Annotated in this window: 19 protein-coding genes and 1 other RNA gene; 16 read left to right on the forward strand and 4 right to left on the reverse strand. The window is 59.3% G+C overall.

Annotation, left to right across the window (positions count from 1 at the left end):
• Position 1 precedes the first annotated feature (1 nt).
• The 4 genes from D3878_RS24520 (at position 2) to D3878_RS23605 (ending at position 3002) form a co-directional block, all read left to right on the forward strand.
• On the forward strand, positions 2-1318 hold the full coding sequence (locus D3878_RS24520) for a phage capsid family protein (protein WP_233556436.1): 1317 nt from the start codon (positions 2-4) through the stop codon (positions 1316-1318).
• Between the two features lie 575 nt (positions 1319-1893).
• Complete coding sequence (locus D3878_RS22540; RefSeq protein ID WP_119787505.1) at positions 1894-2193, forward strand: type II toxin-antitoxin system Phd/YefM family antitoxin; 300 nt, start codon at positions 1894-1896, stop codon at positions 2191-2193.
• Positions 2168-2425, forward strand: coding sequence for a Txe/YoeB family addiction module toxin (locus D3878_RS22545; RefSeq protein WP_119787506.1), 258 nt, complete (start codon positions 2168-2170; stop codon positions 2423-2425). The genes D3878_RS22540 and D3878_RS22545 overlap by 26 nt, the downstream gene beginning before the upstream one ends.
• Positions 2426-2774: 349 nt before the next feature.
• Positions 2775-3002, forward strand: coding sequence for a hypothetical protein (locus D3878_RS23605; protein ID WP_147384077.1), 228 nt, complete (start codon positions 2775-2777; stop codon positions 3000-3002).
• Between the two features lie 386 nt (positions 3003-3388).
• On the opposite strand, the gene ssrA is transcribed toward D3878_RS23605, so the two are convergent.
• From ssrA to ompA, 4 genes are all read right to left on the reverse strand, one after another.
• Positions 3389-3749: a transfer-messenger RNA gene (ssrA, locus tag D3878_RS22560) on the reverse strand.
• Between the two features lie 92 nt (positions 3750-3841).
• Complete coding sequence (locus D3878_RS22565; protein WP_119787509.1) at positions 3842-4504, reverse strand: HAD family hydrolase; 663 nt, start codon at positions 4502-4504, stop codon at positions 3842-3844.
• Positions 4505-4511: 7 nt separating this feature from the next.
• Positions 4512-5207 (reverse strand): bifunctional 2-polyprenyl-6-hydroxyphenol methylase/3-demethylubiquinol 3-O-methyltransferase UbiG, encoded by a 696-nt coding sequence (ubiG, locus tag D3878_RS22570; RefSeq protein WP_119787510.1) that lies wholly within the window; start codon positions 5205-5207, stop codon positions 4512-4514.
• 90 nt (positions 5208-5297) lie between these two features.
• Entirely contained in the window at positions 5298-5954 is a 657-nt protein-coding gene (ompA, locus tag D3878_RS22575) for an outer membrane protein OmpA (protein ID WP_119787511.1), read from the reverse strand.
• A 593-nt stretch (positions 5955-6547) separates the two neighbouring features.
• Between ompA and gyrA the strand changes: the two genes are divergently transcribed.
• The 12 genes from gyrA to D3878_RS22635 all read left to right on the forward strand — a co-directional run bounded on the left by gyrA (position 6548) and on the right by D3878_RS22635 (position 19884).
• Positions 6548-9160: a DNA gyrase subunit A gene (gyrA, locus tag D3878_RS22580; RefSeq protein ID WP_119787512.1), complete on the forward strand. Its 2613-nt coding sequence runs from the start codon at positions 6548-6550 to the stop codon at positions 9158-9160.
• Positions 9157-10257, forward strand: coding sequence for a 3-phosphoserine/phosphohydroxythreonine transaminase (gene serC / locus D3878_RS22585; protein ID WP_119787513.1), 1101 nt, complete (start codon positions 9157-9159; stop codon positions 10255-10257). The genes gyrA and serC overlap by 4 nt, the downstream gene beginning before the upstream one ends.
• A gap of 36 nt (positions 10258-10293) precedes the next feature.
• Positions 10294-11364, forward strand: a complete 1071-nt coding sequence (pheA, locus tag D3878_RS22590; protein WP_119787514.1) for a prephenate dehydratase — start codon at positions 10294-10296, stop codon at positions 11362-11364.
• A 20-nt stretch (positions 11365-11384) separates the two neighbouring features.
• The gene (locus tag D3878_RS22595; protein WP_119787515.1) at positions 11385-12281 is read left to right on the forward strand and encodes a prephenate dehydrogenase; all 897 of its coding nucleotides are present in this window, start codon (positions 11385-11387) and stop codon (positions 12279-12281) included.
• 5 nt (positions 12282-12286) lie between these two features.
• Positions 12287-13612: a 3-phosphoshikimate 1-carboxyvinyltransferase gene (aroA, locus tag D3878_RS22600; RefSeq protein ID WP_119787516.1), complete on the forward strand. Its 1326-nt coding sequence runs from the start codon at positions 12287-12289 to the stop codon at positions 13610-13612.
• 3 nt (positions 13613-13615) lie between these two features.
• Complete coding sequence (gene cmk / locus D3878_RS22605; RefSeq protein ID WP_119787517.1) at positions 13616-14299, forward strand: (d)CMP kinase; 684 nt, start codon at positions 13616-13618, stop codon at positions 14297-14299.
• 115 nt (positions 14300-14414) lie between these two features.
• Entirely contained in the window at positions 14415-16127 is a 1713-nt protein-coding gene (rpsA, locus tag D3878_RS22610; protein WP_119787518.1) for a 30S ribosomal protein S1, read from the forward strand.
• Positions 16128-16150: 23 nt separating this feature from the next.
• Complete coding sequence (locus tag D3878_RS22615) at positions 16151-16456, forward strand: integration host factor subunit beta (RefSeq protein ID WP_119787519.1); 306 nt, start codon at positions 16151-16153, stop codon at positions 16454-16456.
• A 131-nt stretch (positions 16457-16587) separates the two neighbouring features.
• A complete protein-coding gene (locus D3878_RS22620) occupies positions 16588-16905 on the forward strand; it encodes a LapA family protein (RefSeq protein WP_119788093.1) in 318 nt (105 codons plus the stop codon).
• A 41-nt stretch (positions 16906-16946) separates the two neighbouring features.
• On the forward strand, positions 16947-18122 hold the full coding sequence (lapB, locus tag D3878_RS22625; protein WP_119787520.1) for a lipopolysaccharide assembly protein LapB: 1176 nt from the start codon (positions 16947-16949) through the stop codon (positions 18120-18122).
• A gap of 164 nt (positions 18123-18286) precedes the next feature.
• Positions 18287-18673, forward strand: a complete 387-nt coding sequence (locus D3878_RS22630) for a ComEA family DNA-binding protein (protein ID WP_119787521.1) — start codon at positions 18287-18289, stop codon at positions 18671-18673.
• 158 nt (positions 18674-18831) lie between these two features.
• The gene (locus D3878_RS22635) at positions 18832-19884 is read left to right on the forward strand and encodes a glycosyltransferase family 4 protein (protein ID WP_119787522.1); all 1053 of its coding nucleotides are present in this window, start codon (positions 18832-18834) and stop codon (positions 19882-19884) included.
• Position 19885: the final 1 nt, after the last annotated feature.

Raw genomic sequence — 19885 nt, forward strand, 5'->3', positions numbered from 1 at the left:
AATGGGTGCGTTATTGGTTTTTCCTGAGCGTGAAAGTCCGGCACCTCTGTCGTCAAATTACACGCTGTACGGCGACATGTCGGGCCGGGTCATGAGCATCCTGCGTGATTTCAGCCCCGAGGTCGAAGTGTATTCCATCGACGAATCCTTCCTGCGCCTGAACGGCTTGGCGGGGTTGTGGGTGGGGCTGTCCCGAGGCCATGGGGCAGGTGATCCGGCAGCGCATTCGGCAATGGACAGGCCTGCCGGTGTGCGTCGACATCGCGCCCACCAAAACGCTGGCCAAGTTCGCCAACCACATCGCCAAGACACATCCTGCGTCAGCCTGGACGACGGCATCCGCGTGATCGGCGTCAATCCCGGCCCGGTGGCGACCGACCGCATTGTGCGCCTGATGAAGCGCCGCGCCAAGGACAGCTTCGGCGATGAAGCGCGCTGGTCGGAATTCTTCGGCAACCTGCCAGGCAAGCGCGCAGCCACGCCCGAGGAAGTGGCCGACTTGTTCGCCTTTCTGGCGTCACCGCTGAGTAGTAAGGGACGCATGACTACACAAACTGATTTTTTCCAAACGCACGCACCTGATGACGTGTTGACTCCTTTACAGGCGGCCGAGTTACTTGAACTGGCCGAGGGCGATACCGGCGCATTGCTGGAAAACGAAGGTGCGCCCGCGCTTTCGACTGCAACGGAAACCAACACCGAGGGCCAGCCAGGCAGTTCGAACGCACCAGCCCAACCGCAGGAGCCTGATCCGGCCAACGCCGTGATTCTGGCCAAAGATGGGAAGCACAAGGGCGATGAAGTGGAATTCCACTTGCTGAACCCGGTTGGCGCCAAGCCGATCATGGGCTCGAAGATTGCCGAAGGCCGCGGCATGGGCATGTCCTACTCCGAAGCCCGTTTGCGCGTGAATCAGGCACGCTTCCCGGTCGACTTGGGCAACGTCATGACCTCGATTCGCAGCCCATACGACTTCCGCAGGCTGGGCCGCCCGGTTGTGCAATCGCTGATGGATCGCTACGTCGACCACTCGATTCTGGTCCACCTGGCCGGCGGCCACGGCTTCCACAACAACATTGAATGGGGCGTGCCTACCGAAGCAGATCTGGATTTCGCTGAAATCCTGGTGAACCCGGTCAAGGCACCGACCAAGAACCGCCACTTCATGGCAGACGGCACCAACGGCATCCAGCCGTTCGGCGTCAATGCCGGCGAAATCGACCTAGCCACCACCGACCTGTTGAACATGAACGTGGTCGACGGCATACCGAGTTGTCCCGCCGCGAGAGCAAACGGACATCGCGCAGCAGCGGTTTGAAAGCGAGGCGCGGAAGGCATTCAAAAAAGCCGCGACAACAATGAAGCATGTCCGCCTGGGCGAGTTGACGGACACGGAAAGAAAGGCCAATTGCGATGCGATCGGAAAGCTTTCCATGTTGCGATGTATGCATCGACGTGCGCTAAAATAATGGCACGGTCAGGTGCGCTGAGATTGGGTGGGGTGTGCTCAGGTGTGGCACGGCCCGGCACGATAGGCTATGGGCTGCGAATGCAGCGGGTCGTCGATTCAATGAGTTGGCTTCCCGGTGCCTTTGGGTACCTTTGGGATGGCGGGGCCAGGCGTGGCCGGGCGAGCCTTGGTGAGGCACGGCAAGGTATGGGTAGGCGGGAAGCCCCTTCGGGGGCTTTTCTTTTGCTTGCAAATAAAGATATGCCGGCCTATACTTGTACAACTTGCTGCACAAGTACATACATACACGACTAAAACTGACCTTAAATTACTCTTGCTAAATACTTAACTAGTTACCAATACTTAAATAGCTAACTATCTAACTACATAATCTTTCTAATTTTATACTCATTTCATAGCAGCAAGCAGTAAAGGAGCACCACATGAGAATCGTAAATTTTTCCGATGCTCGCAACAGCTTGAAAGATGTGATTGATCAAGTTGTTGAGGACGCCGATGTCACCGTCATTTCGCGCCGCGATGCGCCAGATGCGGTCGTCATGTCCTTTGACCACTACTCCAGCTTGATGGAGACGGTGCACTTGTTAAGTTCGCCTGCCAATGCAGCGCACTTGGCGCGCTCAATTGCTCAACTGCGAGCTGGTCAAGCGAAGCCTCGGGATCTGATTGAAGTACCAGAAACCGAGAAAGTAACCGATGAGGAACATACTCTTCACCACTGATGCATGGACTGATTATCTCTTCTGGCAAGGCCAGGACAAGAAAACGCTGCGGCGCATTAATGAATTAATTAAAGCCGCGCAGCGTACACCTTTCGAAGGGATCGGGAAACCGGAGCCTTTGAAAGAAAACTTGGCCGGGTTCTGGTCCAGGCGGATCGATGAAACCAATCGACTGGTTTATGAAGTCACAGACGAGAACATCGCCATCATCTCTTGCAGGTATCACTACTGAAAAAGCCCCTCTTCGGAGTAATGCCGTTCAGTTAAGCTGAACGGCATTTTTTCTTTGGGGTGTTGTAAACGGCGCCGCAGGCTGTTAACCTGCGCCACTATGTTCGATGACGCCATCCATTTTCTCATTAACGCGGCAGAGAAGCCTGATTGGGCTTCGGCTATCGACCCGCAAGCAGCGGAAGCCGCGGCGACCAAAGCGCAGGAATATGGAAGTCTCAACTCGGGGCAGATCGCGCTGGGCGCTGGTCTTGGCTTTGTTGATGCCCTTACTGGCGTCGACAAAGCGGCAACATCCATGCTTAGCAAAGGCGCAAGGGGCGCGGCGGAAGGTAGTCCGCGCGGCATGCTTGCCCGTACCGCATTGGGTAGCCGAGATTCGCCAGGAGCAAGCGCAGGCGCAAGTCACGCAATATAAGGCTGCACTCGATGACCTGACCGCGCCGTGCGCAACGCTTACCGGGCCGGATGCGCTGGATTACGATGTGTGGCAGGAATGGATCGTAGGCACCGTGCTGCGGGCATACGGGGAGTGCGCCGCGAGGCATCGTAAGACGGTTGACGCCTGGCCGAAATAGGCGGCATAACGTGGGCGAAATTTGGGCGAAAATGCAGCCACTTTCAGACTTCGCTACGACTTTCAAAAAAGCTAGACCGTTGATTTCATTGGGTCTGGCGGTGTCTCACGGGGTTTGAAATGGTGGGGCCGGGGCAACTTCCAGATACATCCCATTGGCATCGTACATCTTGATGGGCTTTACGCCAGGCTTGGCGTTATGGATGGCGAGATCGGACAGGGGCATGGGGCAACTCAAAATGAGGTGGGGGCAGTTGCCCCCTATGTTGCCCCCGGCTGGGTTGCGATGTCAATAGATTGGCAGAGACGGCCTGAAACAAAAAAGCCGCAATCTCATAGGAGAATTGCGGCTTTTGAGACATCTTGAGAAAACTTGAAACTTGTTAATGGTGGAGGCGGCGGGAATCGAACCCGCGTCCAGAAGCACTCTACAGACAGTTCTACATACTTAGCGCTGCCATTTGATTTAACCCGGACGACGCGGACGCGCACGCTGCGGCCAGGCGAGTTACCTATTATTTAACTTTCGACCAAGTAACCCGGCAAAAAGCGATTCCCTGTGAATGACTCCACAGCTTTTAACGGCCCGCCCCAGGGAAGAAGCGTTGTGGAGCTAACCGCGATTAAGCGGCTAGTGCGTACGAGTTATCGTTAGCAGTTATTACTTGTCTGGATGTATTTACGAGGTAACCAGTCCTCGGTATGCCCTGCGCTGCTTTGCAACCCCTGTCGAAACCAGGTCGCCCCCAAAACAGAACTACCACTGTAGCACAAAAGGTGGGGACGGGTACGGCGCTTTCAAGGCCTTATTTGCCGGCCTGTTCTGCGAGGCAGGGCGGCTCAGCGGGCTTTTAGCAATTCAAGCAATTGCAGGGGGTGCGCGGCCAGCGCATCGGCCGCCCAGGTTGCTGGTTCGATGTTGCCGCAATAACCCCAGCCGGCGCCGATGGTGGTCATGCCTGCCGCACGTCCCGCCTGGATATCGCGCAAGTCGTCGCCGACATACCAGCATGCCGTGCTTGCCAGGCCGATCCTGCCGGCAGCTTCCAGCAAGGGTTGCGGATGCGGTTTTGCATGCGGCGTGGTGTCGCCGGAAATGACGCAGGCGGCATCGCCCAGGCCGATCAGCGGCACCAGCGCATCGGTGAAGCGGGCCGGCTTGTTGGTCACGATGCCCCATTGCAGACCGGCATCTGTCAATTCTTGCAACAACTCGTCGATGCCGTCGAACAGGCGCGTATGAATGGCAATCGCGGCGGCGTAATTGTCAAGGAATTCGCTGCGCATGGCCTCGAATTCGGCGTCGCCCGGGGCAATGCCGAAGGCCGCGCCGATCAGGCCGCGGGCGCCGGCCGAGGCGAGCGGGCGCAACTGTTCATAAGGCGTTGGCGCCAGGCCACGCACGTTGCGCATGCGGTTGACCGCCGCCGCCAGGTCAGGGGCGGTGTCGGCAAGCGTGCCATCCAGGTCGAACAGGATGGCGTGGGGAGCGGGCAGGTGCATGGGATGGTTACGCAGGACGGCTGCAGGCGACCAGGTAGTTGACGCTGGTGTCCTGGTTGAGCGAATACACCTTGGTCAGCGGGTTGTAGCTCATGCCCTTGAGGGAATCGAGCGTCAGGTCGGCGGCGCGGATGCAGCGCGCCAGTTCCGCCGGCGTGATGAACTTGGCGTAATCGTGGGTGCCTTTGGGTAAGAGCTTCAGCAGGTATTCGGCGCCCAGTACCGCAAACAGGTAGGCCTTGGGGTTGCGGTTGATGGTCGAGAAGAATACCTGGCCGCCCGGCTTGACCAGGGTGGCGCAGGCCTTGACGATGGCGGCCGGATCGGGCACATGCTCGAGCATTTCCATGCAGGTCACCACGTCGTACTGGTCCGGTTCGCGTGCGGCCAGCGCCTCGGCGGCGATCAGCTCGTAGCGCACCTGCACACCGGATTCGAGGCTGTGCAGGTCGGCAACTTGCAACGGCTTTTCCGACAGGTCGATGCCGGTGACGTGGGCGCCTTTGCGGGCCATCGATTCGGCCAGGATGCCGCCGCCGCAGCCGACGTCGACCACGTTCTTGCCGGCGAGGGGCGTGCGCGCATTGATCCATTCCAGGCGCAGAGGATTGATTTCGTGCAGGGGGCGGAATTCGGAAGTCGGGTCCCACCAGCGGTGGGCGAGCTCGCCAAATTTTTGCAGTTCCAGAGGGTCGGCATTCATGGGCGTAATGATAACGGCAAAGTCAATTTGCTGCCACGCACGGGCGTAAAAAAACCCCGCCGCAGCGGGGTTTTGCAGGCGTGAAATCGATTACTTGGTACGGGTACCAACGACTTCGAGTTCAACGCGGCGGTTCGGCTGCTGGCACTTGATCTGTGCTGCACGATTGCCCTTGCAGTCGGCGACGACCGGAGCTGTTTCGCCCTTGCCTTCAGTGTAGACGCGGTTTTCTTCCACGCCTTTTTCAACCAGGTAGCCCTTGACAGCTTCGGCACGCTTGACCGACAGCTTCTGGTTGTAAGAATCGCCGCCGATGGTGTCGGTGTGGCCAACGGCAATGATCACTTCCAGTTGCATGCCGAACAGTTTCAGGAACAGTTCGTCGAGTTGTTCCTTGCCTTCCGGACGCAGAGTAGCCTTGTTGAAGTCAAACAGGGTGTCGGCGGAGAAGGTGACTTTCTCGGTTTGCGGAGCAGGCTTGGCAGCCGGAGCGGCCGGGGCGGCTGCCGGTTTTGCCGGCTCTTCAGCTTTTGCCAGGGCGCCATCGCAACCAGGAACCGACTCAGCCGGGGTCCAGTGGGTGCTGCGCCAGCACAGGCCTTGGGTGTTGCGGGCAACTACGCCACGTCCATCTTGCACATAGGCACTTTTTGGGGTCGCTGCCTTGATGTCCGTGACTTGCGCAGTCGCAGAAAAAGCCATTACTGCAGAAGATGCAGCGAAGATGATTTTTACGTACTTATTCATGTTTCTCCTCTCGGGTGAGATTTCTGCACAGAAACTGCGCAACTATTGACAAAGTTAATGACTTACAAACGGATCATAACATGATGTTCACACCCCTATATGCAAAAACACTATCCATACAGTAAGGGTATAACTTGATGGCATTTTGCCACAGGCTTGACATTGCGACCAATTTGCCAATTCGTTCAGGCCGTTCTTTTGATGCTTTGTTGCGCTTTTGCGACGCTTATGGGACGCATTTGTCAGGAAACTTGGTTTATTAAAATTTTCTTGCTGAAAGCAAATAAGCAAAAAAATCAGCGAAAATATGCTTGCCTCGAAGAGCCTGATCAAATTGACATCTCCAGGTGCCGTCTCCGGCGGTTTAAGGGCGGGTTTGTATTTAGTGTAGTGACGGGATGCGGTTTATTTTTGTTTTTTTGTAAATGTTGTTGTGCTTTTGGTTTGACCATCCCGGCTCGGGCGGAGTGTAAATTGCCTGGTCGATTGCACTTTGCGCATATGCGCGCCATGTCAGGGAGTGCATCGGGGCATGGGACAAGAGCGCCATGTTAGAATCGAACGTTTCTAGCCTACACCTTCTCGACCCGCCAATGGATCAATTCGCAAAAGAAACCATACCGATTTCCCTCGAAGAAGAGATGCGCAAGAGCTACCTCGATTACGCGATGAGCGTGATCGTCGGGCGTGCGCTCCCGGACGTGCGCGACGGCTTGAAGCCGGTGCACCGCCGCGTGCTGTATGCGATGCATGAAACCAACAACGTCTGGAACCGGCCCTTCGTCAAGTGCGCACGCGTGGTCGGCGAGGTGATGGGTAAGTATCACCCGCACGGCGACGCGTCGATCTACGATACGCTGGTGCGCATGGCGCAGGATTTCTCGATGCGCTATACGCTGGTCGATGGCCAGGGCAACTTCGGTTCCGTCGATGGCGACAGCGCCGCTGCAATGCGTTACACCGAGTGCCGCCTGGACAAGATCGCCGGCGAACTGCTGGCCGATATCGAGAAGGAAACCGTCGATTTCGTGCCGAACTACGACGGCAAGGAAAAGGAGCCGTCGGTATTGCCGACGCGTATCCCTAACCTGCTGATCAACGGTTCTTCCGGTATCGCCGTGGGTATGGCAACCAACATCCCGCCGCACAACATCACCGAGGTGATTACGGGCGCGCTGCATGTCTTGCGCAACGCCGACTGCACGATCGACGAGCTGATCGAAATCATCCCGGCACCGGACTTCCCGACCGCCGGCATCATCTATGGCGTCTCCGGCGTGCGCGACGGCTATCGCACCGGCCGCGGCCGCGTGGTGATGCGTGCCACGACCCATTTCGAGGAGTATGGCAAGGAAGGTCGCACGGCGATCATCATCGACGAGCTGCCCTACCAGGTCAACAAGAAGTCGCTGCTGGAACGCATCGCCGAGCTGGTGCGCGACAAGAAGCTGGACGGCATTTCCGACATTCGCGACGAGTCCGACAAGTCGGGCATGCGCGTGGTGATCGAATTGAAGCGCGGTGAAGTCGGGGAAGTGGTACTCAACAACCTGTACAAGCAGACCCAGTTGCAGGATACCTTCGGCATGAACATGGTGGCGCTGGTCGATGGCCAGCCCAAGCTGCTGAACCTGAAGCAGATGCTGGAATGCTTCCTGTCGCACCGCCGCGAAGTGGTCACGCGCCGCACCGTGTTCGAACTGCGCAAGGCGCGCGAACGCGGCCATGTGCTGGAAGGCCTGGCGGTGGCGCTCGCCAACATCGATGACTTCATTGCCATCATCAAGGCGGCACCGACGCCGCCGATCGCCAAGGCCGAGTTGATGACGCGCGCCTGGGATTCCTCGCTGGTGCGCGAGATGCTGGCGCGGACCGGCGCCGAGAACGTCGGCGGCATTGATGCCTTCCGTCCGGAAAACCTGCCCAATCATTACGGCATGCAATCCGACGGCCTGTACAAGCTGTCCGACGACCAGGCCCAGGAAATCCTGCAGATGCGTCTGCAACGCCTGACCGGTCTCGAGCAAGACAAGATCGTCAACGAGTACAAGGACGTCATGGCGCAGATCGCCGACCTGCTGGACATCCTGTCCAAGCCGGAGCGTGTGACCGAGATCATCACCAACGAGATGACCGCCGCCAGGAACGAATATGGCGAAGGCAACAAGGATGTGCGTCGCTCGCGCATCGAGCACAATACTTCCGACCTTGAGACCGAAGACCTGATCACGCCGCAGGACATGGTGGTGACCCTGTCGCACTCCGGTTACATGAAGTCGCAGCCCTTGTCCGAATACCGCGCGCAGAAGCGCGGCGGCCGCGGCAAGCAGGCCATGGCGACCAAGGAAGAAGACTGGGTCGAGCATCTCTTCATGGCCAACACCCACGACTACATCCTGTGCTTCTCCAACCGCGGCCGCCTGTACTGGCTGAAGGTGTGGGAAGTGCCGCAGGGTTCGCGCAACTCGCGCGGCAGGCCGATCGTCAACATGTTCCCGCTGCAGGACGGCGAAAAGATCACCGTGGTGCTGCCGCTGTCGGGCGAGAACCGCACGTTCCCGGAAGACCGTTACGTCTTCATGGCAACCTCGCTGGGCACCGTCAAGAAGACCCCGCTGAATGATTTCTCCAACCCGCGCAAGGCCGGCATCATCGCGGTCGACCTCGATGAGGGCGACTTCCTGATCGGCGCCGCGTTGACCGATGGCGCCCATGACGTCATGCTGTTCTCGGACGCCGGCAAGGCCGTGCGCTTCGATGAAAACGACGTGCGCCCGATGGGCCGCACCGCGCGCGGCGTGCGCGGCATGAACCTGGAAGATGGCCAGCAGGTGATCGCCTTGCTGGTCGCCGGCAACGAGCAGCAGTCGGTGCTGACCGCGACCGAAAACGGTTTCGGCAAGCGCACCCCGATCGCCGAATACACCCGTCACGGCCGCGGCACCAAGGGCATGATCGCGATCCAGACTTCCGAGCGCAACGGCCGCGTGGTTGCCGCCACCCTGGTGGAAGAAAAGGATGAAATCATGTTGATCACCACCGGCGGCGTGCTGATCCGCACCCGCGTGGCGGAGATCCGCGAAATGGGCCGGGCAACGCAAGGCGTGACCCTGATCGCAGTGGAGGATGGCACCAAGTTGTCCGGCCTGCAGCGTATCCTGGAGTCCGACATTGAAGATGAAAGCGGTGCTGCGGAGGAAGAATGACGGTTTATAACTTCTCCGCCGGCCCGGCGGTCTTGCCGAAGGAAGTGCTGCGGCAAGCCGCCGCCGAAATGCTGGACTGGCACGGCAGCGGCATGTCGGTGATGGAGATGAGCCATCGCGGCAAGGAATTCATCTCGATCTACGAGGCGGCCGAGCGTGACCTGCGCGAGTTGCTGGCAGTGCCGGACAACTACAGGATCCTGTTCATGCAGGGCGGCGCGCTGGCCGAGAATGCCATCGTGCCGCTGAACCTGGTCGGCAGGAAGGCGCAACCGGCAACCGTCGACTTCATCGACACCGGTTCGTGGTCGGCCAAGTCGATCAAGGAAGCGCAGAAATACTGCAAGGTCAATGTCGCGGCGTCGGCGGCGTCGAACAGGTATTCGGCGATTCCTGCGCGCGACTCGTGGCAGTTGAGCAAGGATGCCGCTTACGTGCATATCTGCAGCAACGAGACCATCGACGGCATCGAGTATCACTATGTGCCCGACGTTGACGCCGATACCGGTGGTGCGCCGCTGGTGGCCGACATGTCTTCGCATATCCTCTCGCGCGCCGTCGATGTCTCGAAATACGGCGTGATCTATGGCGGTGCGCAAAAGAACATCGGCCCGGCCGGCCTCACCATCGTCATCGTGCGCGACGACCTGATCGGCCACGCCTTGCCGGCTTGCCCGTCGGCGTTCGACTGGAAGCTGGTGGCGGAAAACAATTCGATGTACAACACGCCGCCGACCTACGGCATCTATATTGCCGGCCTGGTGTTTCAGTGGCTGAAACGCAATGGCGGGGTGGCGGCGATGGAACTGGCCAATATCGCCAAGGCCGACCTGTTGTACGACTGTCTTGATGGCAGCCGCCTGTTTGAGAACCGCATTGCGCCGGAATGCCGCTCGCGCATGAACGTGCCTTTCTTTTTGCGCGACGAGTCGCTCAATGACGCCTTCCTGGCAGGTGCGAAAGAACGCGACCTGTTGCAGTTGAAAGGACACAAGTCGGTCGGTGGCATGCGCGCCTCGATCTATAACGCCATGCCGATCGAGGGCGTGCGGGCACTGGTGGACTATCTGAAGGAATTCGAGCGGCAACACGGATAAAAAGCGCTACCTTCTCGAACGACTTCGTCTCAAATCATGGATAACAAACTCAAACCCCTGCGCGAACAAATCGACGCCATCGATGCGCAAATCCTCGACTTGCTGAACCGGCGCGCCCGCGTTGCCGAGGAAGTCGGCCACGTCAAGGCGGAAACCAATGCCCCGGTGTTTCGCCCGGAGCGCGAGGCGCAGGTGCTGCGCGGCGTCGCCGAGCGCAACCCTGGTCCGCTGAATGGCAGCGATGTGCAGACCATTTTCCGCGAAATCATGTCGGCTTGCCGCGCCCTGGAGCGACGCGTCAGCGTTGCCTACCTCGGGCCGGCCGGCACTTTCAGCGAGCAGGCGGTCTACCAGCAGTTCGGCCACGCCGTCGCGGGCGAACTCTGCGTGTCGATCGACGAAGTATTTCGTGCCACTGAAGCCGGTACCGCCGATTTCGGCGTGGTGCCGATCGAGAATTCCACCGAGGGAACGATCAACCGCACCCTCGACCTGCTGCTGCAGACCTCGCTTGCCATCAGCGGCGAAATTTCGATTCCGATACATCACAGCCTGATGACCAAGGGCGGGTCGATGGCGGGCATTACCCGCATCTGTGCCCATTCGCAGGCGCTGGCGCAGTGCCAGGCCTGGCTCAACCAGCATTTTCCGCAGATCGATCGGCAGGCGGTCGCCTCCAATGGCGAGGCGGCGCGCATGGCCAGCGATGATCCGACGGTGGCCGCCATCGCCGGCGAAATCGCCGGCGAAAAGTACGGCCTGCAGGTGGTGCATGCGCATATCCAGGACGACCCGCACAACCGCACCCGCTTTGCCGTGATCGGCCGCCTGCAGACCGCGCCATCCGGACGTGACCAGACCTCGCTGGTCTTGTCGGTGCCGAACCAGCCCGGTGCGGTGCATCGCATGCTGGCGCCGCTGGCCGCGCATGGCGTGTCGATGACGCGATTCGAATCGCGCCCGGCCCGTACCGGCGCCTGGGAATATTATTTTTATGTGGATATCGAGGGCCATCTCCAGGAAGAAAAAGTGGCGTGCGCGCTCGACGAGCTGAAGCGCAACGCCGCATTTTTCAAGGTGCTGGGCTCGTATCCGCTGGCCCTTTAGTTTTTTCATTTCGAACCGTGTTGAAAAAAATCGCAATCTTTGGCGTCGGCCTGATCGGCGGATCATTCGCGCTGGCCTTGAAGGGCGCTGGCGCCGTGCAGCAGGTGGTGGGCGTCGGCCGCACTGCCGCCACGCTGGAGCGCGCCCGCGCGCTCGGCATCATCGATGTGGCCTGCACTTCAGTGCAGGATGCGCTGGCCGGCGCCGAGCTGGTTTTGATCGCCGCACCGGTGGCGCAGACGGGCGCGATCCTGGCCGCGATCGCGCCGCATCTGCAGCCGGGCACGGTGGTTACCGATGCCGGCAGCACCAAAAGCGACGTGGTTGCCGCGGCGCGCGCGGCCCTGGGGCCGAAGATCGCGCAGTTTGTTCCCGGTCATCCGATTGCCGGCGCAGAGCTGAGCGGCCCGGATGCCGCGATGGCCCAGCTCTATCGCGGCAAGAAGGTGGTGTTGACCGCCTTGCCGGAAAACGCCGAGGCCGATGTCGAGCGTGTTGCCGGCGCCTGGCGCCATTGCGGCGCGCTGATCCACCGCCTGGGCGCCGAGCAGCACGACAGCGTGTTTGCCGCTGTCAGCCATCTGCCGCACCTGCTGGCGTTCGGCCTGGTCGACGACATCGCGCGAAAAGCCCATGCCGACCTGCTGTTCCAGTATGCCGCCAGCGGTTTTCGCGACTTCACCCGGATCGCCGGCTCCTCGCCGGAAATGTGGCGCGACATCAGTATCGCCAACCAGGCTGCGCTCTTGCGCGAACTGGACGAATATATGGCGCAGCTTGCGCGCATGCGCGGCCTGCTGGCCGCCGGCGACGGCACCGGGCTGGAAGCGGTCTACGCCAATGCGCAGCAGGCGCGCCACGCCTGGAACAAGACCATTGAAGCCGCCGAGCGGCCAGCCATAGAGGGCGGAAACTGACAGCCATGAAACACTATCCCAACCATCTCGATTTACAGCCGGCGCTACACGCCAGCGGCAGCGTGCGCCTGCCCGGTTCCAAGAGTATTTCCAACCGTATCCTGCTGCTGGCGGCGCTGGCGCAGGGCAGCACGCGGATCCTCGAATTGCTGGCGTCCGACGACACCCACGTGATGCTGATGGCGTTGCAGCAACTGGGCGTCAAATGGGAGCAGGAGGGCGAAAGCCGCAACTATGTGGTGCATGGCGCCGGCGGCACCTTTCCGGTGCACCAGGCTGACCTGTTCATGGGCAATGCCGGCACCGCGATCCGTCCGCTGACGGCGGCACTGGCGGTGATGGGCGGCGACTATACCCTGCATGGGGTGCCGCGCATGCATGAACGGCCGATCGGCGACCTGGTGGAGGCCCTGAATGCTGCTGGCACGCAAATTGAATACACTGGCGTGGAAGGTTATCCGCCCTTGCGCATCCGCCGCGGCCATTTGCATGCCGAACGCATGCGCGTGCGCGGCAATGTGTCGAGCCAGTTTTTGACTGCTTTGTTGATGGCAGCGCCGCTGATGGCGCGCTCGCACGCGGTGACGATCGAGGTGGTGGGTGAGCTGATTTCCAGGCCCTACATCGAAATTACGCTGAACCTGATACGGCGCTTCGGCGTCACGGTCGAGCGCCACGGCTGGCAGGCGTTCACGGTGCAGGCGGGACAGCATTACACGAGTCCGGGGTCGATTCATGTCGAAGGCGATGCTTCTTCGGCGTCTTATTTCCTGGCGGCTGGGGCGATTGCCGGCGGGCCGGTGCGGGTCGAGGGCGTGGGCCGCGACAGCATCCAGGGCGACGTGCGTTTTGTCGAGGCTTTGCAGCAGATGGGAGTGACCATTAGCATGGGCGAGAACTGGATCGAGGCGCAAGGTGGGGCGAGCTTGCACGCCATCGACGCCGATTTCAACCATATTCCGGATGCCGCCATGACGATCGCGGTGATGGCGCTGTATGCCGACGGCACCAGCACGCTGCGCAACATCGCCAGCTGGCGCGTCAAGGAAACCGACCGCATTGCGGCCATGGCGACTGAATTGCGCAAGCTGGGGGCGACGGTGGAAGAGGGCGCGGATTACCTGCGCATCACGCCGCCGGCGCAGTTGCAGGCAGCCGCCATCGACACTTACGACGACCATCGCATGGCGATGTGCTTTTCGCTGGCGTCGCTGGATGGCGCGCTGCGTCGCGGCGCACGGGTGCGCATCAACGACCCGAAATGCGTGGCCAAGACTTTCCCCGACTATTTCGAGGCTTTTGCCAGGGTCGCCCAGAATAAATTATTTTAGCCAATGACCTCAGCTCATCCCATACCTGTCATTACCATCGATGGCCCGACGGCCTCCGGCAAGGGCACGGTCTCGCACCTGGTGGCCCAGCAGCTGGGTTTTCATTATCTCGATTCCGGCGCGCTGTACCGGCTGACCGCCTTGTCAGCCCTGCGCAAGGGCGTAGCGCTGGGGGACGAGCATGCGCTCGCCAAGTTGGCACGCGCTCTGCACTGTTCCTTTGCCGGCGAAGATGTTTTCCTCGGGCAGGAGAACGTGGCGGCGGCGATCCGCGCCGAAGAGGTTGGCAATACCGCATCGAAAATTGCCGCTCTGCCAGCAGTTCGCCAAGCCTTGTTCGGCTTGCAGCTGGATTTTCACAAGGCGCCCGGCCTGGTCGCCGATGGCCGCGACATGGGGTCGGTAATTTTCCCCCACGCACCGTTAAAAGTGTTCCTGACTGCAAGTGTTGAGGCACGTGCGGAAAGACGCTATAAGCAATTGATTGGCAAGGGTTTTCCTGCTAATATGGACGACCTTCTAAAGGATTTGAGGGAGCGCGACGAACGTGATACCAATCGCAAAGTCGCGCCGCTCAAGCCCGCCGAAGGGGCATATGTTCTGGATACTTCTGCAATGAACGCCCAACAGGCGGTCGAGCAGGTGCTCGGATGGTATGCCGGGCTGAAAAAGCAGCACGTGGTCTGAGCGCGTTGCTGCCGTAGTGTGTGGTGCCCGTGCAGGCGCAAGGTCTGTTCGGGATTGATTAACTTAACCCGGTGTTCGTCGCATGTGCGATGGAATCGGCTAACCCTTTATTCTTATGTCTACTGTTGCTACCTCCCCTGAATCCGCTGGTTTCGAGAGCTTTGCCGCCCTGTTCGAGGAATCGCTGTCGCGCCAGGACATGCGCTCCGGCGAAGTGATTTCCGCCGAAGTCGTGCGCATCGACCACAATTTCGTGATCGTCAACGCCGGCCTGAAGTCCGAAGCTTTCATCCCGCTCGAAGAATTCAAGAATGACAACGGCGAACTCGAAGTCAACGTCGGCGATTTCATCTCCGTTGCCATCGAATCCCTGGAAAACGGTTTCGGCGACACCATCCTGTCGCGCGACAAGGCCAAGCGCCTGGCATCGTGGCTCGCGCTTGAAAAAGCGATGGAGTCCGGCGAGATCGTCACCGGTACCGTCAATGGCAAGGTCAAGGGCGGCCTGACCGTTCTGACCAACGGCATCCGCGCCTTCCTGCCGGGTTCGCTGGTCGACACCCGTCCGGTCAAGGACACCTCCCCGTATGAAGGCAAGACCCTGGAATTCAAGGTCATCAAGCTGGATCGCAAGCGCAACAACGTGGTGCTGTCGCGCCGCGCAGTGGTTGAAGCCTCGATGGGCGAAGAGCGCGCCAAGCTGATGGAAACCCTGAAAGAAGGCACCATCGTCAACGGTATCGTCAAGAACATCACCGACTACGGCGCATTCGTGGATCTGGGCGGCATCGACGGCCTGCTGCACATCACCGACCTGGCATGGCGTCGCGTGCGTCATCCGTCGGAAGTGCTGACGGTTGGCCAGGAAATCACTGCCAAGGTCCTGAAGTTCGACCAGGAAAAGAACCGCGTCTCGCTGGGCGTCAAGCAACTGGGCGACGATCCGTGGACTGGTCTGTCGCGTCGTTACCCGCAAGGCACCCGTCTGTTCGGCAAGGTCACCAACCTGACCGACTACGGCGCATTCGTGGAAGTCGAGCAAGGCATCGAAGGCCTGGTGCACGTCTCCGAAATGGACTGGACCAACAAGAACGTGGCCCCGAACAAGGTTGTCCAGCTGGGCGACGAAGTCGAAGTCATGGTCCTGGAAATCGACGAAGAGCGTCGCCGTATCTCCCTGGGCATGAAGCAGTGCAAGGCCAATCCTTGGGATGATTTCGCGATCAACCACAAGAAGGGCGACAAAGTCCGTGGCGCCATCAAGTCGATCACCGACTTCGGCGTGTTCATCGGCCTGTCGGGCAATATCGACGGCCTGGTGCACCTGTCCGACCTGTCCTGGACCGAAGCTGGCGAAGAAGCCGTGCGTCGTTTCAAGAAGGGCGACGAACTGGAAGCCATCGTGCTGGCGATCGATGTCGAGCGCGAACGCGTTTCGCTGGGCGTCAAGCAGCTCGAAGGCGACCCGTTCAACAACTACGCTGCCATGAACGACAAGGGTTCGATCGTCAACGGTACCGTCAAGTCGGTTGAGCCGAAGGGCGCCGTGATCCAGTTGTCCGACGAAGTCGAAGGCTACCTGCGCGCCTCCGAAATCTCCCGCGATCGCGTGGAAGATGCCGGTACGCACCTGAAGGTCGGCGATGCCGTCGAAGCGCTGGTCATCAACATCGACCGCAAGGCTCGCAGCATCCAGTTGTCGATCAAGGCCAAGGACAATGCAGAAACCCAGGAAGCCATGCAAAAGATGGCTTCTGACTCGAGCGCCGCTTCCGGCACCACGAGCCTGGGCGCATTGTTGAAAGCCAAGCTCGACAACAAGCAATAAGCACGCAAAGGTCGAGTACGTAAATGACAAAGTCGGAGCTGATTGCCCGCCTGGCCGAACGTTATCCGCAACTGGTCGCAAAGGATGCGGATTACACGGTCAAGACCATCCTCGATGCGATGGCCGACGCCCTGGCGGGCGGTCAGCGCATCGAGATCCGTGGTTTCGGCAGCTTTGCCTTGAACAGCAGGCCGCCGCGCATCGGTCGCAACCCGAAGTCGGGCGACAAGGTGATGGTGCCCGAAAAACGGGTGCCGCACTTCAAGCCGGGCAAGGAATTGCGCGAGCGGGTCGATGCGATGGTCGGGCAGCCGATCAGGGATGACTGAGTCCTGGCTCGCAAATAAGAAAACGGCATCTTCGGATGCCGTTTTTTTTCATCTACATTCGCGTACAATTTCGGCTGTCTTTGCAAACATCGGGCATGGCAGCGGCGCATGCATCAAGAAAGGGTTTCGCCATGAGGCTGGTTTCGAAAATAATCTGGAGCTTACTGTTCATCATCGTGTTCGTCGTGGCGCTGAAGAACATGGACAGGGAAGCGACCCTGGCGTTCTTTTCCGGCCATGAGGTGCATGCCCCGCTGCCGCTGGTGCTGCTGGCATTTACTGTGATTGGTTTCGTGCTGGGGGTGCTGGCGATGACGCCGACGTTCTTCCGGCAGCGGCGCGACCTGGCGAAACAGCGCAAGGCCATCAAGACCATGCAACAGGACAGCGAAGCGCAGCAGCTGGCGCGTTCGCAGCCGCCATCCGCCGATGCCATCGCCGGCGCCTGAAGTCGCCGGCTTTTGATCACACACCATAAGAATAAAGTTACATGGAATTTCAAATCTGGTGGTTGCTGGGCATGCCGGTCTTTTTCGGACTGGGATGGATTGCTGCGCGGGTCGATATCAGGCAGCTGATATCGGAATCGCGCAGCCTGCCCAAGGGTTATTACAATGGCTTGAATTTTTTGCTCAACGAGCAGCCGGACAAGGCGATCGACGCGTTCATCGATATTCTCAAGCTTGATCCGGAAAGCGCCGAACTGCATTTCGCCCTGGGTAGCCTGTTCCGTCGCCGCGGCGAGACCGAGCGCGCCATCCGGGTCCACCGGAACCTGCTGGCGCGGCCGGATTTGCCGCGCGAGCAGCAGGCGCAGGCGCAATACGAGCTGGGACAGGATTATCTGAAAGCCGGTTTGCTGGATCGGGCCGAGGAAAGCTTCAAGGGCTTGATCGATAGCCAGTACAGTGCGCAGGCGCGTCGCGCCGTGCTGGAAATCTACCAGCGTGAAAAGGAATGGCAGCGCGCCATCGAGGCCGCGCGCGGGCTGCAGGAGTCCGGCGCCGGTTTGCGCCAGACCGAAATCGCCCAGTTCTATTGTGAACTGGCGCAGGACGAGCTGGTGCATACCCATCCCGATGCCGCCCTGGCCTTGCTGGAGCAGGCGCTGGCCACCGACCGCGCCAGCGTGCGCGCCGCCATCCTCTCAGGTGACGCTTATCTCGCCAAGGGGGATGCCGAGGCGGCGCTGCTTGCCTGGCGCCGGGTCGAGCAGCAAAGCGTGCCGCATGTGGCGCTGGTGGCGCAGCGCCTGATGGATGGCTACCGCCAGGTCGGCCGCCCGCAGGAAGGGCTCAACCTGTTGAAATCCTATCTGGCGCAGGCGCCTTCCATCGACCTTCTGGAAGTGGCATTCAAGGCGGTGCTGGAACTGGACGGCGAAACCGTGGCGAACCAGTTGATCAGCGACGAATTGCGCCGTACACCAACCCTGCTGGGCCTGGATAAATTGCTGGAGGCGCGGCTGGCCAGCGTGCCGCCGGAAATGCGCGGTGAGTTGACTCTGGTTAAGAATCTGGTGCACAGCTATACGCAAAAACTGGCGCGCTACCAGTGCAGCCACTGCGGTTTCAAGGCGCGCCAGTATTACTGGCAATGTCCGGGCTGCAGCCTTTGGGAAACCTACCCGCCACGCCGCACTGAAGAACTCAATGTCCTGAATTAAGCCAGCTGCATCGCCACCTGGCGACGGATTAGTTGTCCACAATCAAGAAAATAGCAAAAACATCATTTCATCCCTGATTTTATTGTTAAAGTGTTAATTGAAGTGAGTGCCATCCAGGCTTGCTTCCATTTCCTATTAACAAAACCATCAGGAGAGAAATACAAATGTTGAAAAAAATATTGCTGGTTCTTGGCATGCTGAGCGTAAACCTTTGCTTTGCCCTGGTTCCGGTGGATGTGAACAAGGCGGATCAGGCCGCCCTTGATGGGATCAAGGGCATAGGGCCGACCACTTCCAAGGCCATCCTGGATGAGCGCAAGCGCGCCGGCGCTTTCAAGGATTGGACGGACTTTTCCGCACGCGTGAAGGGTATCGGCGACAAGAAATCCGCAAATCTCTCCAAAGCCGGCTTGACCGTCAACGGCCAGTCGCTGGCAAATGCGCCGGCAGCGGCCGCAGCTGCGCCGAAAATCGCAAGTGCGGTGTCACTGCCTAATGTGCCTAATGGCAAGCCGGACAGCAAGCAGGCCAGGGCTGATGTGAGGAAATAAGTTTAGCAGCCCCGCAAAAAACGTCCTTGAGGCATTCGCTTCAAGGACGTTTTTTATTGCCCAATGGTTCGGCACAGCTTTTGCGTTCTATGCGTGTTTATATTCACATTCCGAACATAGAGAAATGATTGTGTCTTTTATTTCGGATCCTGGCAGCCATGAAAATAGCGCAAGTTGCTCCTTTGTTTGAACGGGTGCCGCCGAAAGCTTATGGTGGTACCGAGCGAGTCATTTCTTACCTGACTGAAGAACTGGTGCGGCAAGGGCATGATGTGACGCTGTTTGCCAGTGGTGATTCCATTACTGCGGCGACGCTGGTGCCCGTCATCGATCAAAGCCTGCGGCTCAATTCGTTTCGCCAGGAATGGCTGATCTATCACACGATGATGCTCGATCAGGTGCTGGCGATGGCCGCGGAATTCGATGTGATCCATTTTCATACCGATTTTTTGCATTTCCCGCTGACCAGGGAATTGCCTGTGGCGCATATCACCACCTTGCATGGCAGGCTGGATTTGCCGGATCTGGTACCGCTGTATCGCCATTTCAAGCATGTACCGCTGGTGTCTATTTCCCAGAGTCAGCGCAGTCCTTTGCCATGGGTAAACTGGCGCGATACGGTCTATCATGGTTTGCCGACCGATTTGTATGAATTCCACGCAAAGCCGGGTGAATACTTTGCATTCGTCGGCAGGATTTCGCCCGAAAAACGCGTGGATCGTGCGATTGAGATCGCGCTTCGCTGTGGTGTGCCGCTCAAGATTGCGGCCAAAATCGATCGTGCCGACCATGCCTATTTTAAAGAGCACATCGAAAAATTGTTTCATCATCCTCTGGTCGAATACATTGGCGAAATCGGCGAGGACGACAAGCGTGGCTTGCTGGGGCAGGCGCGCGCCTTGCTGTTTCCAATCGACTGGCCAGAACCATTCGGCCTGGTCTTGATCGAAGCTTTCGCTTGCGGCACTCCTGTCATTGCGTATCGGCATGGGTCGGTGCCGGAAATTGTGGAAGATGGCGCCACCGGTTTTCTTGTCGGCGACCAGGAACAGGCCGTGCGGTCAGCGCAAAGGATAGCTGACATTGACCGTGCGCGTTGCCGGCGTACCTTTGAGCATCGCTTCACGGCGCAGCGCATGGCGGAAAATTATTTGCAGGTGTATCGCAACGTGCAGGATGCGCGCCGCACACAAAGTAACCAGCCGGAGTAAG

Origin of the sequence: Noviherbaspirillum sedimenti, from assembly GCF_003590835.1 — a bacterium.
Lineage (GTDB): Bacteria > Pseudomonadota > Gammaproteobacteria > Burkholderiales > Burkholderiaceae_D > Paucimonas > Paucimonas sedimenti.

Bases quoted from the DNA above. Each gene is read 5' to 3' on its own strand.
- D3878_RS24520 (WP_233556436.1), top strand. From the start codon at position 2: ATGGGTGCGTTATTGGTTTTTCCTGAGCGTGAAAGTCCGGCACCTCTG.
- D3878_RS22540 (WP_119787505.1), top strand. From the start codon at position 1,894: ATGAGAATCGTAAATTTTTCCGATGCTCGCAACAGCTTGAAAGATGTG.
- D3878_RS22545 (WP_119787506.1), top strand. From the start codon at position 2,168: ATGAGGAACATACTCTTCACCACTGATGCATGGACTGATTATCTCTTC.
- D3878_RS22565 (WP_119787509.1), bottom strand. From the start codon at position 4,504: ATGCACCTGCCCGCTCCCCACGCCATCCTGTTCGACCTGGATGGCACG.
- ubiG (WP_119787510.1), bottom strand. From the start codon at position 5,207: ATGAATGCCGACCCTCTGGAACTGCAAAAATTTGGCGAGCTCGCCCAC.
- ompA (WP_119787511.1), bottom strand. From the start codon at position 5,954: ATGAATAAGTACGTAAAAATCATCTTCGCTGCATCTTCTGCAGTAATG.
- gyrA (WP_119787512.1), top strand. From the start codon at position 6,548: ATGGATCAATTCGCAAAAGAAACCATACCGATTTCCCTCGAAGAAGAG.
- serC (WP_119787513.1), top strand. From the start codon at position 9,157: ATGACGGTTTATAACTTCTCCGCCGGCCCGGCGGTCTTGCCGAAGGAA.
- pheA (WP_119787514.1), top strand. From the start codon at position 10,294: ATGGATAACAAACTCAAACCCCTGCGCGAACAAATCGACGCCATCGAT.
- aroA (WP_119787516.1), top strand. From the start codon at position 12,287: ATGAAACACTATCCCAACCATCTCGATTTACAGCCGGCGCTACACGCC.
- cmk (WP_119787517.1), top strand. From the start codon at position 13,616: ATGACCTCAGCTCATCCCATACCTGTCATTACCATCGATGGCCCGACG.
- rpsA (WP_119787518.1), top strand. From the start codon at position 14,415: ATGTCTACTGTTGCTACCTCCCCTGAATCCGCTGGTTTCGAGAGCTTT.
- D3878_RS22615 (WP_119787519.1), top strand. From the start codon at position 16,151: ATGACAAAGTCGGAGCTGATTGCCCGCCTGGCCGAACGTTATCCGCAA.
- D3878_RS22620 (WP_119788093.1), top strand. From the start codon at position 16,588: ATGAGGCTGGTTTCGAAAATAATCTGGAGCTTACTGTTCATCATCGTG.
- lapB (WP_119787520.1), top strand. From the start codon at position 16,947: ATGGAATTTCAAATCTGGTGGTTGCTGGGCATGCCGGTCTTTTTCGGA.
- D3878_RS22630 (WP_119787521.1), top strand. From the start codon at position 18,287: ATGTTGAAAAAAATATTGCTGGTTCTTGGCATGCTGAGCGTAAACCTT.
- D3878_RS22635 (WP_119787522.1), top strand. From the start codon at position 18,832: ATGAAAATAGCGCAAGTTGCTCCTTTGTTTGAACGGGTGCCGCCGAAA.